The 24,151-nt window shown below is 71.9% G+C and carries 21 protein-coding genes; 12 read left to right on the forward strand and 9 right to left on the reverse strand.

The genetic code is table 11. The annotated features are described in order from the left end of the window. Window positions 1–33: 33 nt before the first annotated feature. The 3 genes from HD593_RS44550 to HD593_RS44560 are packed head-to-tail and all read right to left on the reverse strand — an operon-like array spanning window position 34 to window position 1,969. On the reverse strand, window positions 34–507 hold the full coding sequence (locus HD593_RS44550) for a hypothetical protein (protein ID WP_185108885.1): 474 nt from the start codon (window positions 505–507) through the stop codon (window positions 34–36). Then, window positions 504–1,778 carry an amylo-alpha-1,6-glucosidase gene (locus tag HD593_RS44555; protein ID WP_185108887.1) on the reverse strand — a complete coding sequence of 425 codons (1,275 nt, stop codon included), beginning with the start codon at window positions 1,776–1,778 and terminating at the stop codon, window positions 504–506. The genes HD593_RS44550 and HD593_RS44555 overlap by 4 nt, the downstream gene beginning before the upstream one ends. A 32-nt stretch (window positions 1,779–1,810) precedes the next feature. Continuing rightward, a complete protein-coding gene (locus HD593_RS44560; RefSeq protein ID WP_185108889.1) occupies window positions 1,811–1,969 on the reverse strand; it encodes a hypothetical protein in 159 nt (52 codons plus the stop codon). A gap of 177 nt (window positions 1,970–2,146) precedes the next feature. Here HD593_RS44560 and HD593_RS44565 point away from each other — a divergent pair, with 177 nt between their 5' ends. The 7 genes from HD593_RS44565 to HD593_RS44595 are packed head-to-tail and all read left to right on the forward strand — an operon-like array spanning window position 2,147 to window position 10,503. Next, window positions 2,147–3,313 (forward strand): coiled-coil domain-containing protein, encoded by a 1,167-nt coding sequence (locus HD593_RS44565; protein WP_185108891.1) that lies wholly within the window; start codon window positions 2,147–2,149, stop codon window positions 3,311–3,313. Beyond that, window positions 3,310–5,457: a serine/threonine-protein kinase gene (locus tag HD593_RS44570; protein ID WP_185108893.1), complete on the forward strand. Its 2,148-nt coding sequence runs from the start codon at window positions 3,310–3,312 to the stop codon at window positions 5,455–5,457. The genes HD593_RS44565 and HD593_RS44570 overlap by 4 nt, the downstream gene beginning before the upstream one ends. Next, window positions 5,454–6,392, forward strand: a complete 939-nt coding sequence (locus HD593_RS64785) for a PP2C family protein-serine/threonine phosphatase (RefSeq protein WP_312904155.1) — start codon at window positions 5,454–5,456, stop codon at window positions 6,390–6,392. The genes HD593_RS44570 and HD593_RS64785 overlap by 4 nt, the downstream gene beginning before the upstream one ends. After that, on the forward strand, window positions 6,385–7,671 hold the full coding sequence (locus tag HD593_RS44580; protein WP_185108896.1) for a vWA domain-containing protein: 1,287 nt from the start codon (window positions 6,385–6,387) through the stop codon (window positions 7,669–7,671). Before HD593_RS64785 ends, HD593_RS44580 begins: the two co-directional genes overlap by 8 nt. Then, complete coding sequence (locus tag HD593_RS44585; RefSeq protein ID WP_185108898.1) at window positions 7,671–8,327, forward strand: FHA domain-containing protein; 657 nt, start codon at window positions 7,671–7,673, stop codon at window positions 8,325–8,327. Before HD593_RS44580 ends, HD593_RS44585 begins: the two co-directional genes overlap by 1 nt. Beyond that, complete coding sequence (locus HD593_RS44590) at window positions 8,324–9,700, forward strand: hypothetical protein (RefSeq protein WP_221525302.1); 1,377 nt, start codon at window positions 8,324–8,326, stop codon at window positions 9,698–9,700. The genes HD593_RS44585 and HD593_RS44590 overlap by 4 nt, the downstream gene beginning before the upstream one ends. Continuing rightward, a complete protein-coding gene (locus tag HD593_RS44595; protein WP_185108900.1) occupies window positions 9,697–10,503 on the forward strand; it encodes a transporter substrate-binding domain-containing protein in 807 nt (268 codons plus the stop codon). Before HD593_RS44590 ends, HD593_RS44595 begins: the two co-directional genes overlap by 4 nt. 63 nt (window positions 10,504–10,566) lie before the next feature. Here the strand turns inward: HD593_RS44595 and rpoD are convergent, their stop codons facing one another. Both rpoD and dnaG read right to left on the reverse strand, forming a co-directional pair. Beyond that, entirely contained in the window at window positions 10,567–11,670 is a 1,104-nt protein-coding gene (gene rpoD / locus HD593_RS44600) for an RNA polymerase sigma factor RpoD (RefSeq protein ID WP_240779826.1), read from the reverse strand. Between the two features lie 592 nt (window positions 11,671–12,262). Continuing rightward, window positions 12,263–14,107, reverse strand: coding sequence for a DNA primase (gene dnaG, locus HD593_RS44605; protein ID WP_185108902.1), 1,845 nt, complete (start codon window positions 14,105–14,107; stop codon window positions 12,263–12,265). Window positions 14,108–14,290: 183 nt separating this feature from the next. On the opposite strand from dnaG, the gene HD593_RS44610 reads away from it, so the two are divergent. Continuing rightward, window positions 14,291–15,184: a M23 family metallopeptidase gene (locus HD593_RS44610; RefSeq protein WP_221525303.1), complete on the forward strand. Its 894-nt coding sequence runs from the start codon at window positions 14,291–14,293 to the stop codon at window positions 15,182–15,184. Here the strand turns inward: HD593_RS44610 and HD593_RS44615 are convergent. Both HD593_RS44615 and HD593_RS44620 read right to left on the reverse strand, forming a co-directional pair. Further along, window positions 15,150–16,307, reverse strand: coding sequence for an NAD(P)/FAD-dependent oxidoreductase (locus HD593_RS44615; RefSeq protein ID WP_185108906.1), 1,158 nt, complete (start codon window positions 16,305–16,307; stop codon window positions 15,150–15,152). The genes HD593_RS44610 and HD593_RS44615 overlap by 35 nt on opposite strands. 77 nt (window positions 16,308–16,384) lie before the next feature. Beyond that, window positions 16,385–17,605: a deoxyguanosinetriphosphate triphosphohydrolase gene (locus HD593_RS44620; protein WP_185108922.1), complete on the reverse strand. Its 1,221-nt coding sequence runs from the start codon at window positions 17,603–17,605 to the stop codon at window positions 16,385–16,387. An 80-nt stretch (window positions 17,606–17,685) separates the two neighbouring features. Between HD593_RS44620 and HD593_RS44625 the strand changes: the two genes are divergently transcribed. After that, a complete protein-coding gene (locus HD593_RS44625; protein WP_185108924.1) occupies window positions 17,686–19,185 on the forward strand; it encodes a M48 family metallopeptidase in 1,500 nt (499 codons plus the stop codon). A gap of 59 nt (window positions 19,186–19,244) precedes the next feature. Here HD593_RS44625 and HD593_RS44630 read toward each other — a convergent pair whose 3' ends face one another. After that, on the reverse strand, window positions 19,245–19,976 hold the full coding sequence (locus HD593_RS44630) for a phosphotransferase (RefSeq protein WP_185108926.1): 732 nt from the start codon (window positions 19,974–19,976) through the stop codon (window positions 19,245–19,247). Between the two features lie 125 nt (window positions 19,977–20,101). Between HD593_RS44630 and HD593_RS44635 the strand changes: the two genes are divergently transcribed. Then, the gene (locus tag HD593_RS44635; RefSeq protein WP_185108928.1) at window positions 20,102–20,581 is read left to right on the forward strand and encodes a DUF6194 family protein; all 480 of its coding nucleotides are present in this window, start codon (window positions 20,102–20,104) and stop codon (window positions 20,579–20,581) included. A gap of 95 nt (window positions 20,582–20,676) precedes the next feature. Next, on the forward strand, window positions 20,677–21,381 hold the full coding sequence (locus tag HD593_RS44640) for a protein-L-isoaspartate O-methyltransferase family protein (protein ID WP_185108930.1): 705 nt from the start codon (window positions 20,677–20,679) through the stop codon (window positions 21,379–21,381). A 51-nt stretch (window positions 21,382–21,432) separates the two neighbouring features. Here the strand turns inward: HD593_RS44640 and HD593_RS44645 are convergent, their stop codons facing one another. Continuing rightward, the gene (locus HD593_RS44645; protein ID WP_185108932.1) at window positions 21,433–22,077 is read right to left on the reverse strand and encodes a dihydrofolate reductase family protein; all 645 of its coding nucleotides are present in this window, start codon (window positions 22,075–22,077) and stop codon (window positions 21,433–21,435) included. 255 nt (window positions 22,078–22,332) lie between these two features. Here HD593_RS44645 and HD593_RS44650 point away from each other — a divergent pair, with 255 nt between their 5' ends. After that, entirely contained in the window at window positions 22,333–24,072 is a 1,740-nt protein-coding gene (locus HD593_RS44650; protein ID WP_185108934.1) for a DUF4832 domain-containing protein, read from the forward strand. The last annotated feature ends 79 nt before the right edge of the window (window positions 24,073–24,151 follow it).

Below are 24,151 nucleotides of genomic sequence, written 5' to 3' on the forward strand. Positions count from 1 at the left end.
CCCTGCCGCCTCACGGCCCGGCCTGCTCAGAGCTCAGACGCCCATGCTCCGCCGCACGCCCTCCAGCGCCTGCTCGGCCTGCGCGCGCAGTCCCGGGTCCGCCGGGTCGAGCCCCTCGTCGAAGACGAACGTCCAGCCCAGCACCTCGCCGCCGGGCCGGCGCCGCGCCACCAGCCGCACCCCGCCCCTGCCGGGCAGGCTGACGTGCTTGTTCACCACGATCGTGGAGTTGACCCGCTCCCGCACGGTCTCGGGCAGCATGCGCGGCTCGGAGATCCGCTCGAAGTGCCGGACGCCGTCCGTGGTGAGCACCCGCACCCCCTCCTCGTCCCACGACGCCCTGTCGATCTCCTCGTACGGCACCCTGGTCCCGTCGGACAGGTACAGCGCGAGGTTCGTGGCCACCACATGACCGTCGGCACCCTGGGAGAAGGTCAGCACCCGCTCCCCCTGCTCGGTCTTGAGAGACTTGCGCACATCGGCGGGCAGGCGGCGGAAAATGCTCATTCCCCTACGTTATCGGCGAGCAGATCCAGGGTGAGCGCCGCGCTCCAGGAGAAGTCCCGGCAGCCCCGCCCGCTCCCGTCGAACGGGTCGAAGCACTCGCGGAAGCCGGCCTGGCGGACGAGCCGCAGGGTGCCGTTGGTGAGCTGCTGGCCGAGGTGGTCGAGGGAGTGCACGGCGGCGGCGCGGCGCAGCAGCCAGTTGGTGTTCACCCAGGAGGGGCCGCGCCAGTAACGCGTGCGGTCGAACTGGGAGGCGCGGATCTCGGTGCTCGGCACGGGATAGCCCGTCGCCCCCATGAACCTGGCCGACTCCAGCACCTCCACCGCGGCCTGCAGCCGGTCGGCGGGCAGCCCCGGGTCCAGCAGCGGCCCGAACGCGCCGACGGTGCACACCCGGATGAGCCGCCCGGCCCGCAGGTCCCTGGCGTAGAAGCAGCCGTCCCACAGCCGGTCGAGCATGGCCTGCCTGAGGCGTTCTGCGTGCTCGGCGTGGGGCGCGGGATCGGCGCCCGCCAGGGGCGCCAGCTCGGCCAGGGCCTGGCAGGAGGCCAGCCAGATCCCGTTGAACATCGGGTCCTCGATCGCGAACGGATGCTCGTCGCGCAGGTAATCGGGGCTGTATCCGGCGTCGCGGTAGCGCATCGCCAGCCAGACGTAGCGGTCGTGGTCGCTGTCGGGGTGGCGCTCGTCCATCTCGACGTTGCGGTAGCCGTACCTGATCACGGGCAGCGCGTCGAGTGCGGAGTCCCAGGCCGGGCTGTCGTCCATGCCCGACTCCCAGGGGTGCACGATCGCGGCCAGCCCCGCGCCGCCGAGGTCGCGCGCGGTGGAGAGGTAGTCGTGCTGGGCGGCGAGAGCCGGGTACGCCTTCCTGACGAACGCGGCGTCACCGGTGTGCCGGTAGAGCCACCACAGCGCCAGCCCGTGCAGCGGCGGCGCGGTGAGGCCCGAGGTGAGCACGCGCGGCGCGGCGTCGTGCTCCTGCGAACGCCACACGGACGGCCCCGGGAAGTACGCCTCGCGCGTGTGGAAGACGATGTGCGGCACCATGCCCGTCGCCCACTGCCCCCGCAGCAGGCTGAGCAGCTCGTCGCGGGCCCGGTCCGGCCGATGCCTGGCCAGGCCGATGGCGACGAACGCGGAGTCCCAGCTCCACTGGTGGGGATAGAGCCCTGGGGCGGGCACGGTGCCGGTGCCCGTCCAGTTCGCCTCGAGCACGGCCAGCGCCTCACGCCCGAGCGCGGCATCGTCTACCGCGGGCCGCGCCTCCATCACCCAACTATGACTGGGGATCTGTCAGGAAGCTATGTCCTCTTGAGCAACTTCGACAGGAACATGACGCCGAGCACCACGGCGCCGATGACGAGCCCCCACTTGAGCAGCGAGAGGGCGAAGCCCACGAGGGGGCCGAGCAGCACGAGCGCGGCGACCACGGCCGCGACGATCAGAAGTATCCGTCCCATGCATGCAACGCTAAGAGATCGTTAAGCGGTTTGCAGGCGACCCGGGGTTCAATCAGGGACAAGTCAGGGGTCCCCCCGAGCCAAAGGAACTAAAGCCCGCGAACCCGCCGTTGGGCGGGTATAACGGGGGCATCGGGGGGCCTCTTCACGGGGAGCGTGATGAGCCTGGGACCACCAATGAGCAGGGAAGGCGCGGAGCACGCGCTTCGTGCCCGCGCGGACGAACGCGATCGCATCTCCGGTGACCTGCTCGACCTGGAATCGCACACCACCTACCAGCTGATCAAGGGCGCGTCCTTACGCGGGGCGACCGAGCGCCGCTGGGCCGCGGCCCAGGAGGCGCTGACCGCGCTGTGGTCGCTGAACGACGCCTACCGTGCGGTGCTGCGCGAGGCGGAGGAGGTCAGGGCCGCCCGCGCCCGCCTGGGCGCCGAACAGCTCGCCCGGCTCACCGAGCTGCTGGGCGGCGCGTCCGTGGTGGTGCGCGCCGCGGCCAAGCCCGTCGAGCAGCGCTCGCTGCTCCCGCAGGCCGACGAACGGCTGACCCTGGACGAGGCCGTGACCCGGATGGACACCGCCTTCCGCGAGGTCACGGGCGCGCTCAACGACGTCGACGCCGTGTGGGGCTCCGTACTGCCCCGCCTCGACGACACCGAGGCCGACCTGCGCAGGATCAGGGAACTGGAGCGCGAGCTGGGCGAGGCCGCCGGCCTGGCCGGCCAGGAGGCCGAGCTGCGGCGGATCCGCGCCGCGGTGGTCGAGGACCCGCTGGGCCCGCCCGTCGAGCAGGACCTCGACCGGCTGGCCCGGCTGCTGGCCGGCGCCCGCGCGGAGCTGGAGCTGGCGCTCGTGGTCAAGGACGAGTACGCCAGGCGCCGCGAGAACCTGGTGGCCGAGCTCGACCGGGTGCGGGCGGCCGAGAGCGAGGCCAGGCTGGCGCACGGCGCCGTCGTCGTGAAGATCGCCCTGCCGCCGCAGGCGCAGCCGCGCAGCAGGGTCGAGGGCCTGGCCGGCGCGCTGGACGCGCTCGACGTCGCCGCCGACGCCTGGGTGCAGCGCGCCAAGCGGCTGGCGGCCCTGGAGGAGAACGCCCGCAAGGCCGCCGAGCAGGCGCTGGCCACGGCCAAGGCCCTGTACGGGCTGGTCGGCCGGCGCGACGAGCTGCGCGGCAGGCTCGGCGCCTGCCAGGTGATGGCGGTGCGCAAGGGGCTGGCCGAGGACCCGGCCGCCATGGAGCTGTACGAGCGGGCGCGCACGTTGTTGTGGAGCGCGCCCTGCGACCTGACGAGGGCGGCCACGGCCGTCGAGAACTACCAGCGCGCGATCTCCGGAGGTAAGCGATGACCCGCTGCGCGCAGCCAGGCTGCACGGGGACGATCGAGGACGGCTACTGCGACCTCTGCGGCCACGCGGCGGTTCCACCACCCGTCCCCGCCGCGGTGCCTTCGGCACCGTCGTCGGGGGCGTTCTCCGGCCCCGTGCCGACCCAGCCGGTGGGCAGCAGACCGGTGAGCGGCCCGGTCAGCAGCGGCAGGTCGCGGGCCGGCGTGCTGGCCACCGTCGCCGACCTGCCCTCGGTCCCCTACCGCGACCCGGCCACCGCCGTCATGGCCAATCCCGAGGTGCCCGAGGACAAGCGGTACTGCGCCAACCCGGCGTGCGCCAAGCCGGTGGGACGCTCCCGTGACGGGCGGCCGGGGCTGACGGACGGGTTCTGCCCGCACTGCCGCACGCAGTTCTCCTTCACCCCCAAGCTGGACAAGGGCGACCTGGTCGCCGGCCAGTACCGCGTGCTGGGCTGCCTGGCGCACGGCGGGCTCGGCTGGATCTACCTGGCCTCCGACGAGAACCTCGACGGCCGCTGGGTGGTGCTCAAGGGCCTGCTCAACACCATGGACGCCGAGGCGATCGCGGCGGCGGAGGCCGAGCGCAAGTTCCTCACCACGCTCGACCACCCGAACATCGTCAAGATCCACAACTTCCAGCGCTGGGCCGGCCACGGCTACATCGTCATGGAGTACGTCGGCGGCCAGTCGCTGCACGAGCTGCGCCGCAAGGGCCCGCTGCCGCTGCGCGAGGCCCTCATGTACGGCAGGGAGATCCTGCACGCCTTCGCCTACATGCACGAGAACCAGACGGTCTACTGCGACCTCAAGCCCGCGAACGTGATCCGGGTCGGCAAGCGGCTCAAGGTCATCGACATGGGCGCGGTGCAGCCGTTCGGCTCGCCGGTGGGCTCGTCGTGGGGCACTGCCGGCTACCACGCCCCCGAGCTGGACACGATGCCGTCGTCGGTGACCACCGACCTCTACACCGTGGCCAGGACGCTGGCGGTGCTGGCGATCCCCGGCTGGAGCCCGGCCAAGGGCGGCGTGGCCGGGCCGCTGCCGGCGGACTGCGGGCACCCGTCGTTCACCCGGCTGCTGCACAGGGCGACCGCGGTGAACCCGGCCGACCGGTTCCAGAGCGCCGAGGAGATGGAGGAGCAGCTCGTCGGCGTGCTGCGGGAGGTCTGCGCGCAGGAGGACGGGGTGCCGTACCCGGCGCTCTCGACGTTGTTCGGGCCGGAGCGCAGGGCGGTCGGGACGGCGCTGGCGGAGTCGGACGAGGAGGTGTTCGGGCCGCTCGACCCGGCGGCGGTGGCGCGGGCGCTGCCGGTGCCGCTGGTGGACCCGGCCGACCCCGCGGCGGCCTCGCTGGCCGGCCTGATCGGGCGCGACGGCCGGGAGCTGATCGACCAGCTCGCCGCGATGCCCCAGACGCCCGAGACCAGGCTCATGCGGGTCAGGCTGCTGGCCGAGTCGGGCGCGGCCGAGACGCCCGCCGCGCTGAACGAGCTGGACCGCGAGCTGCCCGGCGACTGGCGGGTCACCTGGTACCGCGGGGTGCTGGGCCTGGCGACCGGGCAGGCGGGCCAGGCGGTCGCGCTGTTCGACGCGTGCCTGTCGGCGCTGCCCGGCGAGGCGGCGCCCAAGCTGGCGCTGGCGTTCGCGCTGGAGTGCGCGGGCAAGCCGGCGGCCTCCTGGTACGAGCTGGTCTGGCGCACCGACAGGACCTACGTCAGCGCGGCGTTCGGGCTGGCCAGGTCGGGGCGGATGGGCGTGCTGGACGAGGTGCCCGCCACGTCCGTCTACCGGGTGCCGGCGCAGGTGGCGCTGGCCGCGTCGGTGGTGCGGCGGCCCGATCTGAGCGCGGTGAAGCCGGCCGACCTGGTGGGCGCGGTCGAACGGGTGTCGAACCAGGCCGATCTCGACCCGCGCCGCCGCGACCTGCTCGTGGCCGAGGTGCTGGGCGGGGCGCTGGCCTGGCTGGAGAACAACCCGCCGCCCAAGGACGTGCGGCTGGCCGACGCGCCGTTCACCGAACCGGGGCTGCGCAGGCGGCTGGAGTCCCTCTTCCGCAGGCTGGCGCAGGCGGCGGACTCCCGCAGCGAACGCCACGCCCTGATCGACCAGGCCAACGCCGTGCGCCCGAGGACGTGGCTGTGACCGGCGACGAGACCACGGCCGGGCAAGCGGCCGTGACCGGCGACGAGACCACGGCCGGGCAAGGGGCCGGGCGCGAGGCTGCGACGGAGGGCGGGAGCGTGACCGGGAGCGCTGGGGTGTGCCCGGTGTGCGAGGCGCCGGTGCTGGCGGGCGACGCCTACTGCGAGGCGTGCGGCCACGCCCTGGGCGCGCCGGCCTGCGCGTCCTGCGGCGCGGCGGCCGTGGACGCGGAGGGGTACTGCGAGCGGTGCGGCGCCCGCCAGCCCACCGGCAGGGACCACGCCGAGATCGTGCTCGGCGGCGGGGCCGCGGCGCTGACCGACAGGGGGCTGCGGCGCAGCCGCAACGAGGACGCGGTGGCGCTGCTGGAGGCGGGCGGCACGATCGTGACCGTGGTCTGCGACGGCGTGGGCAGCTCGCCCAGGGCCGACGAGGCCTCGGCGGCGGCGATCGAGACCGCCTCGGCGGCGCTGGCCAGGGGCCTGTCGCACGAGGAGGCGTTCGAGCTGGCCGGCCGCGCCGTGACCAAGCTGGCGACCTCCCTGGACGACGCCCCCGCCTGCACCTACATCGCCGCGGTGGTGACGCGGGACGGCGGCGTCACGCTCGGCTGGGCCGGCGACACGCGGGCGTACCTGCTGCCCGCCGGCACGATGCTGACCGAGGACGACGCCGTGGAGACCGGCGAGATCACCGCGTGGCTCGGCGCCGACGCCGAGGACGCCGGCCCGCACGTCCGCACGCTCCCCCCGGGAACGCCCGGCCTGCTCCTGATCTGCAGCGACGGCCTGTGGCGCTACCTGGACGGCTACGACTACCCCACGGCGGGGACCCCGCTGGAGCTGGCCCGCGAGATGCTGCGCCACGCGCTGGCCTCCGGCGGCCAGGACAACGTGACGATCGCCTTGATCCCCCTAGGAGAAGCGCATGGGTGACCAGCCCGCTTTCACGCTGAACATCGACCAGAACAAGTACCTCCCCCTTGACGGCCGTGAGGTGCACGCCATCCTCACCATCGGCTCGACCGGGGCGGCGACCGCCGAGGCCGTGCCCGCCGAGGCGGCCGAGGTGATCATCATCGACACGTCGGGCTCGATGAGCGGCAGCAAGATCCGCGAGGCCCGGCAGGCGGCGGCCACGGCCGTGCGGACGCTGCGCGACGGCGTGCACTTCGCGGTGGTGGCGGGCACGGAGCGCGCCAAGGTCGTCTACCCGGGCGGCCACGCGAACCTGGTCAGGGCCAGCCCGGCGACCAGGGCCGAGGCCGAGCGGGCGATCGGACGGCTGAGCGCGCACGGCGGCACCGCGATCGGCGAGTGGCTCAAGCTGGCCGGTCACCTGCTGACCGCGCACCCCTCGGCGATCAGGCACGCGATCCTCATGACCGACGGGCAGAACAACGAGCGCCCCGAGGTGTTCGCGTCCGTGCTGGCCGGATGGAGCGGCAAGTTCGTCTGCGACAGCCTGGGTGTCGGCGACGACTGGGCGCCTGCCGAGCTGCGCAAGGTGGCCGAGGCGATGCTCGGGACGTTTGACTTCGTCCGCGATCAGGGGGATCTGCCGGAGTTCTTCCGCCGGCTCACGCAGACCTCGATGAGCAAGACCGTGGCCGAGCTGTCGCTGCGGGTGTGGGTGCCGCAGACGGCGCAGCTCAAGTTCGTCAAGCAGGTCTCGCCCACGCTGCTCGACCTGACCGGCAAGCGCACCGACGTCAACCCGCTGACCGGCGACTACCCGACCGGTTCCTGGGGCACGGAGGAGCGCGAGTACCACATCTGCGTCGAGGTGCCGCCCGGCCAGATCGGGCAGGAGATCAGGGCCGGCTGGGTCAAGCTGGTCCGCCCCGACACGCAGGACGTCCTGGCCACCGGCAACGTGCTGGCCCAGTGGACCGACGACCTGGCGCAGTCCACCCGCATCAACAGGAAGGTCGCCCACTACACGGGGCAGGCCGAGCTGCACGAGCTGATCCAGGACGGGCTCAGCCTGCGCGCCATGGGCGACGTCGAGGCCGCCACCGCCCGCCTGGCCAAGGCCCGGCAGCTCGCCGAGGAGTCGGGCCGGGAGGACACGGCCAGGCTGCTGGAGAAGGTGGTGGAGGTGGATCCGGCCACGGGCACGGCACGGCTGCGCAGGAACGTGGACAAGGCCGACGAGATCGAGCTGGACACCGGCTCCGTGCGGACGAGCCGGCTGCGTAAGGAAGGAAACTGATGGCGACCTGCCCGCAGGGGCACCAATCGGGCGCCGACGACTACTGCGACGTCTGCGGCACCCAGCTCGCCCCGGCCTCGCAGCCGGACCCGCAGCCGGCCTCCCAGCCCGCCTCGCGACCCGAGCCGGCCGAGCCCGCCGAGGCGTGCCCGGTCTGCCAGACGCCGCGCGCCGGGCAGTTCTGCGAGGTGTGCGGCCACGACTACAGCGGCACCGGCGTCTCCGTCCAGGCTCCCGTGACGGGGGCGGGCGCGCGGTGGGAGGCCGTGACCGCCGCCGACCGCACCTACTACGAGAAGGTGGTCGCCGAGGGCGGTCCCGACGCCGCCGCGATGGCGTTCCCGCCGTACTGCCCCGAGCGGTCTTTCGCGCTGTACGGCGAGCAGGTACGCATCGGGCGGCGCAGCCGGGCCAGGAACCTGCAGCCGGAGATCGACCTGAGCGGCCCGCCGGAGGACCCGGGCGTCTCGCACCTGCACGCCGTGCTGCTGGCCCAGCCTGACGGCACGTGGATGCTGGTGGACCCGGGCTCGTCGAACGGCACGCAGGTCAACGGCAAGCCGCTCAAGGTGAACGTGCCGGTCAGGGTCGGCGCGGGCGACCGGATCCACCTGGGCGCGTGGACGGTCATCACGATCAGGGAGGGCACGCCGTGACCGTGGTGCCGACCGCGCCCGCTCCTCCCGTGCCGGTCTCCCCGGTCCCGGCGCGGCGCAGCGTGCCCGGCAGGATCCGGATCATCTCCGGCGTCACGGTCGCGTCGCTGGCCCTGCTGTTCGCCGCGCTCGCGGTCGGCACCTCCAGCGCCCGCGAGGGGCTGCGGGTCATCGGCCGCGACGCGGGCCCGCAGGTGGTCGCCACCGCCGGGCTCTACCTGGCGCTGAGCGACATGGACGCGCAGGTCGCCAACGTGCTCGTGATGGGCGACGCCTACGCCCAGCAGCGCCAGGCGGCGCTCGACAGGTACGACAGGCAACGGGCCGAGGCCAACCGGACGCTGCTGCAGGCGTTCGAGCTGTCGGGCGACAACGCGGCCGAGCGGAACACCGTGCAGTCGGTGCTCGACGGCCTCGGCCGCTACGAGCGGCTGGCCGGGCGGGCGCTGCTGCTGAACGAGCAGTCCAGGCACGCGCCGGGCCCGCCGCCCGGGGAGGTGGTGCGGACCTATCGCGAGGCCACCGACCTGATGCGCATGGTGCTGCTGCCGCAGGCCTACAACCTGACGCTGGAGAGCGGCACGATCGTGCGCTCCACCTACGACTCGCAGACGGTCGTGGCGCCCCTGGTGCGCCTCGCGGTCGTGCTGGCCGGGCTGGTGGCACTGGGCTGCCTGCTGTGGCTGCAGCTGTTCCTGGCGCGGCGCTTCCGCCGGGTGTTCGGGCCCGCGCTGCTGGCCGCGACGGTGACGACCCTCGTGGCGATGCTCTTCGGGGCGAACGCGCTCGGCCAGGACGCGGAGGACCTGCGCACGGCCAAGTCGGCCGGGTTCGACTCGGTGCTGACGCTGGCCAGGGCGCGGGCGATCAGCAACAGCATGCAGGGCGACCAGAGCCGCTACCTGCTGGACAAGGAGCGGGCCGACACCTACGAGCACACGTACCTGGACCGGTCGCTGGCGGTCATGTACACGGAGGCCGGCAACCTGAGCACCTACCACACGGCGGTGGCCCGGAACTCGGCCGGTTACCTCGGCCTGCTGGGGCCCGAGCTCGTCGGCAGGCAGGGCGAGGAGGTGGCGGGCGCGTACCGGGCGTTCCAGGCGGCCGACAGGAGCTTCCGCGACCTCGTCGCGAGCGGCAGGACCAACGAGGCGGTCGCCGAGCGGCTGGGGCCGGTCACGGCGGCGTTCGACGCCTACGACCGGGCGCTGACGCGGCTGGCGGGCACGCACCAGCAGGTGTTCGAGCGCTCGATCAGGAGCGGCGAGGGCGCGCTGGACAACCTGTGGCGGCTGCTGCCGTTCGCCATCGGCGCGATCGCCGTGCTGATGGTCGCCGGCGTGTGGCCACGACTGAGGGAGTACCGATGAAGCGGCTGCTGGCGATCGTGCTGGTGCTGGCCTCCGTCGCGGTCTCGGGGTGCGGGATCGGCGGCCAGGAGTCGATCCTGGACCAGGACGAGCTGGTCATCGGGGTGCGGTCCGACCTGCCGTCGGTCGGGTTCAGGAAGGGCGACGGCACGTTCGAGGGCTTCGACGTCGACGTGGCCCGCTACCTGGCGGGCAAGCTGGGCAAGGACGTCACCTTCCTCGGCGTGCTGGCCGCCGACCGGGAGAAGGTGCTCATGGACGGGCGGGCCGACCTGGTGGTGGCCACGTTCACGATCGACCAGGACCGCAAGCGCAGGGTGCTGTTCGCGGGGCCGTACCACATCTCGTACCAGGACATCCTGATCCGGCCCGAGGAGAAGATCGCGAACGTGCGCGATCTCGAGGGGCGCAGGATCTGCGAGGTGCAGGGGTCGAACGCGGCCCAGCGGGTGGTGACGGAGCGCGGGGTGAAGGCGGAGGTCGTGCCGTTCCCCGACTACAACCGGTGCCTGGCGGCGCTGAAGGGCGGGCAGGTGGACGCGGTCACCACGAACGACGTGATCCTGGCGGGGCTGGCCGCGCGGGACGGGTCGGGGCTGCGGCTGGCCAACGCGCTGTTCAACGAGCAGCGTACGGGGGTCGGCCTGGCCAGGGGCGACGTGCCCGGCTGCGAGGCGGTGAACCGGGCCATCACGCAGATGTACCAGGACGGGACGGCGCAGAAGCTGCTGCGCAAGTGGTTCGGGGAGCCGTGGCTGCAGCGCGCCATCGTCGCGGTGCCGCAGTTCGAAGGCTGCTCCTGAACACGCGCGGATCCTGAACACGCGAAGGGGACGGCCCCGGCGGGGCCGTCCCCTTCTGCACGGTCAGTCCAGGTAGTCCCGCAACATCTGCGCGCGCGTCGGGTGGCGGAGCTTGGCCAGGGTCTTCGACTCGATCTGGCGAATGCGCTCGCGCGTGACGCCGAACTCCCTGCCCACCTCCTCCAGCGTGCGCGGATGCCCGTCGGCCAGCCCGAAGCGGAGCTGGATGATGCGCTGCTCGCGGTCGGACAGCGTGGCGAGGATGTCGTCGAGCTGGTCCTGCAGCATGATGAAGGCGGCGGCCTCCATGGGCACTACAGCGTCGGCGTCCTCGATGAAGTCTCCGAGGTCGGAGTCCTCCTCACCGATCGGCGACTGCAGCGACACGGGCTCCTGGGCGATGCGCTGGATCTCCACCACGCGATCGACAGGGAGGTCCATCTCCTTGGCGATCTCCTCGGGGATCGGCTCGCGGCCGAGGTCCTGGTGGAGCTGGCGCTGGACCCTGACGAGCTTGTTGATGGTCTCCACCATGTGGACCGGGATGCGGATCGTCCGCGCCTGGTCGGCGATGGCCCGGGTGATCGCCTGCCTGATCCACCAGGTGGCGTAGGTGGAGAACTTGTAGCCCTTCGTGTAGTCGAACTTCTCTACCGCCCGGATGAGCCCGAGGTTGCCCTCCTGGATCAGGTCCAGGAAGAGCATGCCGCGGCCCACGTACCGCTTGGCGATCGACACCACGAGCCTGAGGTTGGCTTCGATGAGCCGCTGTTTGGCCCGGGTGCCCTGCCAGACGAGCTCCCTGAACTCCGGGAAGGCCAGACGCGAGACCCCGTTGGCCAGCTTGTCCTCGGCGAACAGGCCGGCTTCGATCGACTTGGCGAGCTCCACCTCCTCCTCAGCGGTCAGCAGTGGCACACGGCCGATCTCCCGCAGATAAATACGGACCAGATCGCTGGTCGGCGCCCGCTTGCCTACGTCTTCCTCATCGGCGCGGGTGGTCTCCTCGTCGCCCTGGGGCTCGAGGACCTCCACGCCGTTCTCGGCGAGCATGCGTACAACGCGTTCCAGCGCGTCGGACGGCAACTCGGATCGGTCAAGCGCGGCTGCGACGTCATCGACGGTTACGCTCCCGCGCTCCCTTCCCTTCGCGACGAGGTCCGCCACCTGATCTACGGATGGCGGTCCACTTGGCAGCACCGATGCACCCACGGGAGACAGTCTGCAGTATTGGTTCCATCAAATGGCAGACCCATTTTTGTCACCGAAGGTAAGACGATCGTGTTTGCCGAATTGAGATCGCCAAAATGTTTAGCCCGAGTTTGATCAGGATAGTAAAGCCAATTACGCGATCAGGATTCACGCGCCCGGCGGCGCCGAAGGGCCGGACGCACCTCTTTCGCTGCCCGGAAGTCCTTGTCCTCCTGCTTTGTCGCATCGTGGACCGCGCCAAATTTCCTGGTCAACCACTCTGGTTTGCCGCCTACGATCGCTGCAGAACCGTTACCAACCGAGAGTGATCATCGCCCGCTGGAGCCCGCGGGCACGACTGTCCCGCCCGGCTCCCCGGCCTTGCGATCTTGCCTCGGCCGCCCGCCCTGCGCCCCGTCCGCCCGCCCGCGAGCCGGGGCCCTGCGATCACGCTCCGTGACAGCCGGTTTGAGCTGGCGCTGCGATTCGGCGGCGACGGTGCGATCCGGGCTTTATGCAGGGCTTATGACCGGCATTCCGTTCTTCGTCATTTGCGAAATCGCCGCGCTCAACTGCCGCCGGCGACCCGATTGCGCAGCACCCGGCGCTGCTGCTCCAGCGCCACCAGCTCCCCGAACAGCTTGTTGTACTCCTGCTGCTGCTCCACCGGGTTGAGCCGCTGGATCCGCGACTTGACCTGCGCGATCGCCCGGTCGAGCGGCATGGCCTCCGCGGCGGTCAGGATGTCGCCCGCGTAGCGCTCCTCGGCGTGCGCGTCCACCTGGATCGCCTCCACCGCGAAGCGGGTCACCAGCGCCCGCGAGCCCTCCTCGTGGGCGTGCTGCACCAGGCGGTCCACCCACTCGCGCCCGCCCGCCCCCGCCTGCGCGACGCCTCCGGCGGCGACGATGACCCTGTGCAGCAGCACGTGGTCGGGCGCGGTGAAAGCCTGCGGGTCGAGCGCGTCGAAGCGCGGCCCGAGCAGGGCGGGACGCTGCACGGCCAGCTTGAGCAGCTCGCGCTCCACGCGCACGCTCGGGTCGACGGGGGCCGCCTTGGGCGCGCGCTGCTGCCGGCCCTGCTGGGCGCCGCCGACCTCGGCGATGCGCTGCATGACGAACCGCTCGTCCATGAAGCCGAGCCACCGGTCGAGGTCGATGGCGTAGCGCTTGCGCAGGCCGGCGTCCTTGATGCCGGCCACGATCGGCGCCGCGGCGTCGAGCGCGGCGATCTTGCCCTCGTTGCTGCGCAGGTCGTAGCGGGAGATCGTGCTCCTGATCGCGAACTGGAACAGCGGCTCGCGGCTGGCGATCAGGTCGCGCACGGCGGCGTCGCCCTGCTTGATCCGCAGGTCGCACGGGTCGAGCCCGTCGCTCTGCACCGCGACGTAGGTCTGCGTGACGAACTTCTGCTCGTCGGCGAACGCCCGCAGCGCCGCCTTCTGCCCGGCCGCGTCGCCGTCGAAGGTGAAGATCACCTCGCCCCTGAACTCGGCCTGGTCGAGCAGGAACCGGCGCAGGATCTTGATGTGCTCCTCGCCGAAGGAGGTGCCGCACGTGGCCACCGCGGTCGGCACGCCCGCCAGATGGCAGGCCATCACATCGGTGTATCCCTCGACGATCACTGCCTGCGCGCGCTTGGAGATCTCGCGCTTGGCGAGATCGATCCCGTAGAGCACCTGGCTCTTCTTGTAAAGCGGCGTGTCAGGCGTATTCAGATATTTCGGACCATCATCGGAATCAAGCAGCTTCCGTGCGCCAAATCCGATCACATCGCCCGTCGCGTCCCGGATCGGCCAGATCAGCCGCCCGCGGAACCGGTCGATCGGCCCGCGCCGGCCCTCCTTGGCCAGCCCGCCCTTCACCAGCTCCTCGGCGGTGAACCCGCGCGCCATGAGGTGGCGGGTCAGCGCCTCCCACTCGGCCGGCGCGTAACCGACCCCGAACGTCTCGGCGTCGGCCCGCTCGAACCCGCGCTCCGACAGGAACCGCCGCCCGGCCGACGCGTCGGGCCCCATGAGCTTGCCCGCGTAGAACTCGGCCGCCGCCCGGTGCGCCTCGATCAGCCTGGCCCGCTCGCCGTGGTCGCGCCGGGGGACGTAGCCGCCCTGCTCGTACTGGAGCTGGATGCCGGCCCGCTGCGCCAGCCGCTCGACGGCCTCGCCGAACGACAGGTGCTCGATCTTCTCGACGAACGTGATCACGTCGCCGCCCTCGGAGCAGCCGAAGCAGAAGTACATCCCGCGCTCGGGCGTGACGTTGAACGACGGGGTCTTCTCGTCGTGGAAGGGGCACAGGCCCTTGAGGTTGCCGCCTCCCGCGTTACGCAACTGGATGTGCTCGCCGATCACATCGGCGATGGGGGAACGCTCGCGTACGAGCGCGATGTCGACGTCACGGATCCGGCCAGCCACGCCGGGAAGTCTATTCCGCCCCACCGACGGTTCTGCGCCGCGGACGTGTCCGGGACCGGTATGGCGGGGAGGAAGGCGGAGGTTACCTCCCGGCTGCTAAAGGGGGAAACCGGTGATGCGGGGTCTCCGGGTCGGCTACAAAGGTAAAGGTTGTCGGTGGAAACGGTGACACGGGTGGAGATCATGCGATCGGGGCTTGTCGGACGATGGGCGGCCGTCACGGGCGCTGTGCTGTTGACCGGTGCCTGCACCCAGGCGACCGGGCTGGCGGGTGTCGGCGCCACGTCGCCCTCCACCGCCCCGGTGACGGGGACCCCGGCGGTCACCGCCACGATCCCCACTCCCAGCCACCTGGCGGCCGAGCAACCTCCCCAGGGCGACGAGCCGGTGGAGGTGCCGCCGCCGAAGCTGTCGAAGTACACCTACACCTTCCCCGTGAAGGGCTGTAAGACGGAGTACCAGCGCAAGCTGCTCGTGCTGCCCAAGACGACCATCTGGGCGCCGCAGGGCTGCGCGTTCGTGGCACCCGTCGGCGGCGTGGTGGACGAGGTCAACGTGCAGGACAGGTGGTCGGCGGGCACCGACGCGGGCTCCACCCGCGAGGGCAGGTTCGTCACGATCATCGGTGACGACGGCGTGCGGTACCTCGGCGGGCACCTCGACTCGGTGGCCGACGGGATCAAGCCGGGCACGCGGGTCAAGGGCGGCCAGCTCCTCGGCCGCGTGGGCCGCACGGGCAACGCCCGCGACACCGGGCCGAACCTCTACTTCGCGATCTCGTGGAAGACCGGCCCGGCCTTCTGGTGGGTCCGCAGGGGCATGGTCGAGCCGTGGGACTACCTCGACGCCTGGCAGGAGGGCAACCGTACGCTGTCGCCCCGGGAGGAGACGCTGAAGCTGCGCGGCAAGCTGGGCGAGACCCCGCAGTGCACCGTGCAGTGCTCGGCGGTCCGGTCGCAGCAGGAGCCGCAGCCGAGCAAGACCCCGCGGCCCCAGAAGAGCACCAGCGACAACAACGACGACGATGACGACGTCATCACGCTCAACCCGACGACAGCTCCTTTGGATGGACGGTGACGCCGGACCTGATCAGCTCCTGGATGTCGTCCACGACGTCCCAGACGTTGACGTTCATGCCGGCGATCACGCGGCGGTCGCGCAGCCAGTAGACGATGAACTCCATGCTCTCCGGGTCGCCCCGGTAGACGATCTCGTCGTGGCCCTCGATGTCGCCGGAGAACTCCATGCCGAGCTCGTACTGGTCGGTGTAGAAGTACGGCAGCATGTCGTGCACGACCTCCTGGCCGAGCATCGACCTGGCGGCGACCGGGCCGCCGTGCAGGGCGTTGGCCCAGTGCTCGACGCGGATGCGGCGGCCGTACAGGGGGTGGAGGAACTCCGCCACGTCGCCCGCCGCGTACACGTCGGGGTGCGAGGTGCGCAGGGAGGCGTCGGTGAGGATGCCCTGGCCGACGTCGAGGCCCGCGTCTCGGGCGAGCCCGACCTCGGGTGCGGCGCCGATGCCGACCACGACCACGTCCGCGGTGAGCCGCTCGCCCGAGCTGAGGCGCGCGCCGGTCTCGGTGATCTCCGCGGCGGCCGTGCCGAAGCGCAGGTCCACGCCCTTGCTCGCGTGCAGGCGGGCGAACAGCTCGCCGAGCTCCTGGCCGAGGGCCCGGTTGAGCGCGGTGGGCTCGGGCTCGACGACGGTGACCTGGCAGCCGGCCGTCCGCGCCGCCGCCGCCGTCTCCAGGCCGATCCACGAGGCGCCGATGATCAGCACGTCCCCGCCTTCCGCGAAGCGGCGCTTGAGCGCCTCGCTGTCCTCCACCGTACGCAGGTAGTGGGCGGGTCCCGGCAGGCGTCTGGGCACGGCGCCGGTCGCGATGAGCAGCTTGTCGAACGGCCGGCGCGACCCGTCCCCGAGCCTGACCGCGTGATGAGCCGGCTCGATGCGGGTGACCCTGGTGCCGAGCCGGAGATCCACGTCGTTGGCGGCGTACCAGCCGGGCTCGTGGACGAAGATCTCCTCCCGTTCGCTGCCGCCCTGGAGGTACCCCTTGGACAGGGGTGGTCTCTCATAGGGCCGTTCGGTCTCCGCGCCGATCAGCACGATCTCGCCGTCGAAACCCTCCTCGCGCAGCGTCTGCGCTGCCTTCGCGCCGGCGAGGCCGGCTCCGACGATCACATATGTGGCCATGGGCGCAGTATGCGCTCACCGGGGTCGTCGGGAAAGCCGGTTGTGCCAGGCGACCTGGCTCGTTGACGAACTCTTGATCAGTGGGAGAGCCGGCGGTGCCAGGCGACCGCCGAGGTGTCGGTGAGCGAGGCGATCTGGTCGATCACCACGCGAACGCGGGCGGCGTCGTTCGCGGCCTCCAGGAACGCGGGGCGGAAGGCGGGCTCCAGCGTGCCCGGCGCGCCGAGCGTGATCAGGGAGGCCAGCTCGGTGATGAGGTCGCGCTGCCTGGCCTGGTTGGCGTGGTGGTCGGCGGTCGTCATCACGTAGTGCGCGGTGACGCCCTTGAGCAGCGCGCACTCCAGCCTGGTGGCGTGCGGCACGACGAGATCGGCGCGGTGCCGGGAGCCGTACACCTCCTTGGTGGCGGCCTGCGCGGAGCGGCAGAACCGGCCGATGAGACCGCTGGTGAGCGCCTTGAGCCCGGCCAGGTCGGCCATGGTGGCCTCGAAGCGGCGCGGCCAGAGCGGGTCGGCGATCAGCTTGGCGAAGACCTCCTCCAGCTCGCCGAGGTCGGCGCCGGGGGCGTACCAGGTGCGGGTGATCCGTGCCACCTGGGCGCGCTCGTCCGGCGACTGGAGCGCCTCCGGGGTGACGTGGCCGGAGTGCAGCGCGTCCTCCAGGTCGTGCACGGAGTAGGCGACGTCGTCGGCCCAGTCCATGATCTGCGCCTCGAAGCTCACGCGGCCCTCGGGCGCGCCCTCCCTGATCCACCTGAACACCGGCAGGTCGTCGTCGTACACGCCGAACTTGGCGCCCTTGTCGCACGTCCACGGGTACTTGATGGAGGCGTCGAGCGCGGCCCGCGTCAGGTTGAGCCCGGCGCTGCGGCCGTCCTCGGTGAGCACCTTGGCCTCCAGCCGGGTGAGCAGGCGCAGGCTCTGCGCGTTGCCCTCGAAGCCGCCGCACGAGGCCGACAGCGCGTTGAGCGCCATCTCGCCGTTGTGCCCGAACGGCGGGTGCCCCAGGTCGTGGGCCAGGCAGGCGGTCTCCACCAGGTCGGGGTCGACGCCGAGCGTGGCGCCCATCTCCCTGCCCACCTGGGCGCATTCGAGCGAGTGAGTCAGGCGCGTGCGCGGGATGTGCTGGCCGCCGCCGAGCGTTTCGCCAGGGCCCACCACCTGCGTCTTCGCCGCCAGCCTGCGCAGCGCGGCGCTGTGCAGCACCCGGGCGCGGTCCCGCTCGAACGCGGCGCGTTCCGGATTGCCGGGAAGTTCCGGAACCCAACGCTCCTGGTCATGCTCGTCGTAGTACGGCATCGGTGAAGTGATTTTATCCAGTTTCAGGTCTCCGCTAGTGTCAAGCCTCGCGAGAAACCCTTCCCCGGGAGCCCTCCCCCATGACGACAGCGTTCCGAGCAGTGCTGGCCTTTACCCTGCTCGCCGGCTTCTACGTGCTGGTCGGCCTCATCCTGGCGGCCGCGGTCTTCATCGACGTCATGCTCGTCGTCGACTTCCACGCCAACACGGTCAAGTTCGCGATCGTGCTCACCCTGGCGGCGGGCGCGCTGGTCCGCGCGCTGGTCATGGTCAGCCGCCGCCGCGTCGGCGAGCAGCCGGGAGTGCCGGTCGGGCGCGAGCACGAGCCGGTGCTGTGGCAGACAGTCGAGGAGCTCTCACAGCGCGTACGCACCGCGCCCCCGGACGAGATCCGCCTGGTCGCGGAGGTGAACGCGGCCGTGTCCGAGGACACCCGCCTGCTGGGGCTGCGGGCGACGAGGCGGCGCATGTTCATCGGGCTGCCGCTGCTCCAGACGCTCACCGTGGACGAGATGCGCGCGGTGCTCGGGCACGAGCTCGGCCACTACAGCGGCGCCCACACCCGCCTGGGCGCGCCGGTCTACCGGGGCCGGGTCTCGCTCATCGCCACCGTGCGCGGCCTGCACAACCACCCGTTCGTCCAGCGCCTGTTCACCTGGTACGCCAAGCTCTACCTGCGCGTCTCGCAGGCCGTCTCGCGGCGGCAGGAGCTGGAGGCCGACCAGCTCGCGGTCGCCATCGGCGGCCGGCAGGCGATGGCGGGCGCGCTGCGCAAGATCCACGCCACCGCCACCGGCTGGGACCTGTACGTCAACAACTACCTGTCCCTGGCCGGCCGGGGAGGCGCCAGGCCCGCGTCCGTGTTCGGCGGCTTCCACGCCCTCATGAGCGACCCCGAACGCCAGGCCGAGATCGCCAAGCTGGGCGAGCAGCCCGAGGAGGTCTCCCCGTACGACTCGCACCCAAGCCTGAGCGAGCGGCTGGCCGCCGTCGAGCGCCTGCCGGAGCCGCAGCACGTGCCGGACCCGCGCTCGGCCCTGACGCTGCTCGTGGACGCCAACGTGGCGGTGCAGGCGGTGGAGCAGTCGATGTGGAGCCAGGAGGCCCTGACCGCGCTGCGGCCGGTGTCGTGGGAGGAGCTGATCTCGCAGGCCATGTACGCGGGCCGCAACGCCGACGCCGTACGCGACCTGGCCGTGGCCGGGCAGCAGGTGATGGGGGCGGCGCGGCCGTACCTGGACGCGGCGTTCGAGGCCATCGCGCGGGGGCGGCAGGCCGAGCTGGAGGCCAAGCTGCTGGAGCAGGGCTGGAACCCGTCGCCCACGCTGCTGGCCGGGGTGCTGGGGCAGGCGCTGGAGGCGGTGCTGATCCAGCTCGGCGAGGCCAGGTGGACGCTGTCGTGGTCCGGGCCCGCGCGGCTGCTGTTCGACGACGGGGAGGAGGTGGCCCTGTCGGAGTACGCGGCTCAGGTGGCGGCCAACCCCGCGGCGGTGGCGGGGTTGCGGCAGTGGCTGGGCGATCACGGCATGCGCCACGACTACGTGCCGCTGGAGGAGCCCAGCCCGGCCGCGCTGGGATAGCCGCCAAGTCGGAGGCTTCGTTCCAGCACGGGCTCAGCAGCTTCGATCCAGCACTGTTTTCAGAGGTTTCGTTCCAGCACGTCGCGGTGTTCCGCGACCCAGTCGTGGGCGGCCCCGACCTGCTCCACGACGCCGTCCGCGCGCAGCCTGACCGCGTGCGCCATCCCGGCCTCGGCGTCCGCCTCGATGCCGCGCCGGCACCGGTCCTGCCACCACAGCACGGTGTCCACCACCTCGCCGCGCTCCGCCAGCCCGTAGCCGTCGCAGATCACCCGCACCCGCCGCGCCGCCTCCCCCGGCTCCGCGCCCGGCCCCAGGCCGGCGTACTGCCAGCAGACGTGCGCCACGTCGTGGATCCGCCTGCCCGGCCCGGCTATGTCCCAGTCGATGAACGCCACGGGCCGCAGCCCCGCGCCGCCGTCACGGTAGACGGTGTTCTTCGGTGAGAGGTCGTTGTGGCAGACGACCTCGCCGCCCTCCGCCTGCGGCGTGCCCGCCGTGAGGTCGTGGAACTCGCGGACGAGCCCCGCCACCCGCGCCAGGCTCTCGTCCGACGTGACGCCGTCCGGCTGGGTCTCCTCCCACGCCACGTGTCCGTCCACGAAGCCGAGGATCTCGCGGCCCTGCTCGTCGAGGCCGAGGTAGCGCGGCGCGCCCGCCCAGCCGTGCCGCTCGAACAGGCGCAGCAGCTCGTGCACGTACGCGGCCCGCGGGCCGGGGACGCGGCGGACGGTGTCTCCGACGCGGATGACGGCGTTGACGAAACCGCCGGGGAGAGGTGTCTCTGACATGTGATCCAGCATGCCCGGCCCGAACGCGCTTTGAGACTTTTCCGCACCTCTTTCGCGCAGATCTCGCTCAAAGTCTCACTGGGCGGTGCAGTGAGACGATTGAAGGGAGTGAAAGGAGCCTCGACGTGACAGAGGACGACATCATCGAGTTCGTGCGCGGCCTGCCAGGGACGGTCGTGTTCACCGCCGGGCCCGGCGACGGGTCGCCCGAGGTGGCGTGGGGGGACTCGTTCTTCTTCTACGATCCTGACGGCCTGGACGCCATCCCGGCCGACGGCCGCCTGCCGTACGCGACGATCGTGACCAAGGACTACCCGGGGTTCGACACCGCCTCCGGCCTCGACCGGCCGGGGGTCTTCCGGCTGAACGTGGCGGTCGGCCGGGTCGCGTTCGAGCGGCTGGTCGGGCACTCGCCCGCCGAGCACCGCGCGGGTGTCGACTACACGGTGTTCGACCAGGTCATCCCGCATCCGCTGTACGCCACCCAGTCGTGGATCTCCATCCTGAACCCCGCGGACGCCGGGCGCGCCCAGGCGATCCTGCGCGACGCGCACGCCCGCGCCGCCAAGCGCCACCGCAGGCCGTCCGGCACGTCCCCCGCCTGATCACGGCTCGGTCGAGTTTCCCGGACGACCTTGCCACACTGCGCTTCGTGACCGTACGGTCACCCTTAGCATTCTCACCGGCTGAAGGAGGCGCTGTGAGCAGGTACGACGGCGGACCCCAGCGAGGCTCGACGATGCTCCCCCACCTGGCCTGGCGCGTGGAGGCGATGATCGCCGGCATCGCCGAGCGGCGCCCGCCCGCCCCCGGCGCGATCGCCCAGGCGCTCCGGAAGGTGCCCCGCCACTGGTTCGTCCCCTCGCTCGGCCTGGTGCTCGACGGTGACGGCGGGGCCGCGCCGATCGATCGCGACCTCGACCCGCCCGCGTGGTGGGACGCCGTCTACTCCGACCGGCCGATCGCCACGCCGCTGGTCGCGGGCGGCACCTCGTACACCTGCGTCAACCCCTCCCCCAGCTCCGTCGTCGACGTGCTGGAGCTGCTCGACCTCCGCCCCGGCCACCGGGTGCTGGAGGTGGGGACGGGCAGCGGGTGGGTCACGGCGCTGCTGTGCCGGCTGGCGGGCGAGTCGGGGCGCGTGACGTCGGTCGAGGACGACGCCGGGGTGGCGGAGGCGGCCCGGCGCAACCTGGTCGCCGCCGGGGTCCGCCCGCACCTCGTCACGGGTGACTGCGCGGGCGGATGCCCGGAGCGGGGGCCGTACGACCGGCTGCTCGCGCCGTCCGCCGCCCCGGGGCCGTGGAGCGCGCAGGCGGCACCCGGGGCGGTGATCGTCGGCGGGAGCGGGCGGGCCGTGCGGCTGGTGGTGGCGGGGGCCGAGGACGAGCCGCACAGGCCGTGACGGCCGCCTCATCACCGCCGTCACCGTCTCGTCGCCGCCATTGCCGTCTCGTCAGCGCCTCCAGAAGAGGAGGTGGGTGATTCCGCTGGGGCTCGGCACGGTGTCCAGGTGGAAGCGGTCGAGCAGGTCGGTGTGGCTCTCCCACAGCCGTTCGCCCCGTCCGAGGTCGACGGGCGCGACGGCGATGTGCATCGTGTCGACCAGGTCGGCCTCGAGGAACTCGCGGACGGTGGCGACCCCGCCGCCGAGGCGCACGTCCCTGCCGCCGGCCGCCTCCTTGGCCCGGGCCAGCGCCTCGGCCGGGGTGGCGTCGAGGAAGTGGAAGGTGGTGTCGGCCAGGGTGAACGACGGGCGTACGTGGTGGGTGAGCACGAAGACCGGCGTGCGGAACGGCGGGGTGTCGCCCCACCAGCCCTGCCAATCGTGGTTCTCCCACGGGCCGCGCTGCGGGCCGAACTTGTTGCGTCCCATGATCTCGGCGCCGATGTTGCGGGTGTGGTCGCGCGTCATGTAGTCGTCCAGGCCCCGGGTGCCGCCGGGGTCGGTACGGTTCACCCAGCTGGCGGTGGCGCCCGCCCAGGACCAGAGCGGGGCGGCGTCCGCGTGCCCGAACGGGCGCTCCAGGCTCTGCCCCTCACCGGCGCCGAACCCGTCCCGCGACACGTTGAAGCAGTGCACCCTCAACAGCTGCGACATATTCTCTCCTCGGTCTGAGGTGACGCCCGGGCCGGGCGCCCCTTCCGGGAAGTGGTCGGAGCCGCGCGGAGATTCTTGCCATGCTGCCGGCAGGGAATCCTGACCATCGCATATTACTGTGGAGTCCCTCATTACTACTCGGGCGAGACACCTCATTCACTGGCCCAATTGCCCGGAACCCCTTGACTTAATTTGCATGGACTCCATGATTAGTCGCAAGTCCGACATCCCCCGCCGGCCTTGCCTAGGAGCCCCATGCGCAAGCTCGTACGCAGCCTCGCCCTCCTCGCCTTCCTCTGCGCGTCCGTCCTCGTCGCGCCGCCGGCCGCCCTGGCCGCCATCACCGGCCAGTCGGCCACGAACACGGCCACCACCGTGACGTACCAGTTCACGTTCACCGGCAGCCCCGCCTACGCCCGCACCTACGTCGACACCGACCGCAACCCCGCGACCGGCTTCGCCCAGGGCGGCGCCGGCGCCGACTTCTTACTCGAGAACGCCTCCCTGTACCGCCACAACGGCGGCGGCTGGAGCTGGACGCTCGTGGGCCCGGTGACGTACACGGCCTCGGGCGGCACGGCCAGGTGGACGGTGTCGCGCGCGGACCTCGGCGAGAGCGCCACGCCGAACGACGCCGACCTCGTCTTCCAGGTCGAGTCCCCGCTGGAGACCTCCGCCAAGTACACGCACGTTTACTCCGGTGGCGGCGGAGGCGGCGGCACGGTCACGTACACCCCCACGACCGCCGACTTCGCCAACCCCGAGCGCGGCCTCTACCACCACACCGGCGACTGCGACAAGAACGACTTCTCCCTCGCCACCCTGCAGACCTACCGCACCAGCCAGCACATCTCGCTGGTGATGTGCGTGTTCTACCTCGCCGAGTTCAGGACCACCGCGATCAGCCAGGCCGCGCTCGACCAGTTGCAGCAGCAGCTCGACACCGTACGCGCGGCGGGGCTGAAGATGGTCCTGCGCTTCGCCTACACCACCTCCACCGACGGCGCCGACGCCGCCAGGGACCGCGTGCTGGCCCACCTCGACCAGCTCAGGCCGTACCTGAACGCGAACCAGGACGTCATCTACCTCATGCAGGCCGGGTTCATCGGGGCGTGGGGCGAGTGGTACTACACCCAGAACTTCGGCAACGCCGGCACGGTCACGGCCGCGGACTGGGCCAACCGCAAGGCCGTCGTGGACAAGCTGCTCAGCACCCTGCCCTCGACGCGGATGGTGCAGCTGCGCACGCCCAAGTTCAAGCGCACGATGTACACGACCACCCCGGTCACCTCCGGCCAGGCGTACGGCGGCTCGGCCGTGGCCCGGCTCGGGCACCACAACGACTGCTTCCTGGCCAGCCCGGACGACTACGGCACCTACGAGAACGCGGCCGTCGAATACCCGTACCTGGAGGCGGAGACGAGGTACGTGGCCATGGGCGGGGAGACCTGTAACCCCAACCCGCCGCGTTCCGACTGCCCGACGGCCAAGGACGAGCTGTCGCGCTTCCACTGGTCGTACCTGAACACCGACTACCACACCGGCGTCCTGGGAAGCTGGAGCACCGGCGGCTGCCTCGCCGAGATCACCCGCAGCCTCGGCTACCGCTTCGCCCTGCAGACCGGCACGTACCCGAGCACCGCCTCACGCGGCGGCGGCCTGCCGATCAGCATCACGCTGGAGAACGACGGCTACGCCGCCCCGTTCAACCCGCGCGGCCTGCAGCTGATCCTCCGCAACACCTCGACCGGGGCGCTGCACCGCTTCCCGCTCACCGCCGATCCCCGCAGGTGGGCGGCCGGGGCCACCAGCACGATCACCCAGACCGTCACCCTGCCCGCCTCCCTCCCCGCAGGCTCCTACGCGCTGCTGCTCAACCTGCCCGACCCGCTGCTGTCGGCCCGGCCCGAGTACTCGATCCGCCTCGCCAACGAGGGCACCTGGGAGCCGGCCACCGGCTTCAACAACCTCCGGCACACCGTCACCGTGAGCTGACCTCCCCTTCCCGGCCCGCCGCCCCGCCCGCTCGCGGGGCGGCGGGCCGCACCGTCGTCCGGCGGCGGTTCGCCGGGCT

This window comes from Nonomuraea rubra, assembly GCF_014207985.1.
Lineage (GTDB): Bacteria > Actinomycetota > Actinomycetes > Streptosporangiales > Streptosporangiaceae > Nonomuraea > Nonomuraea rubra.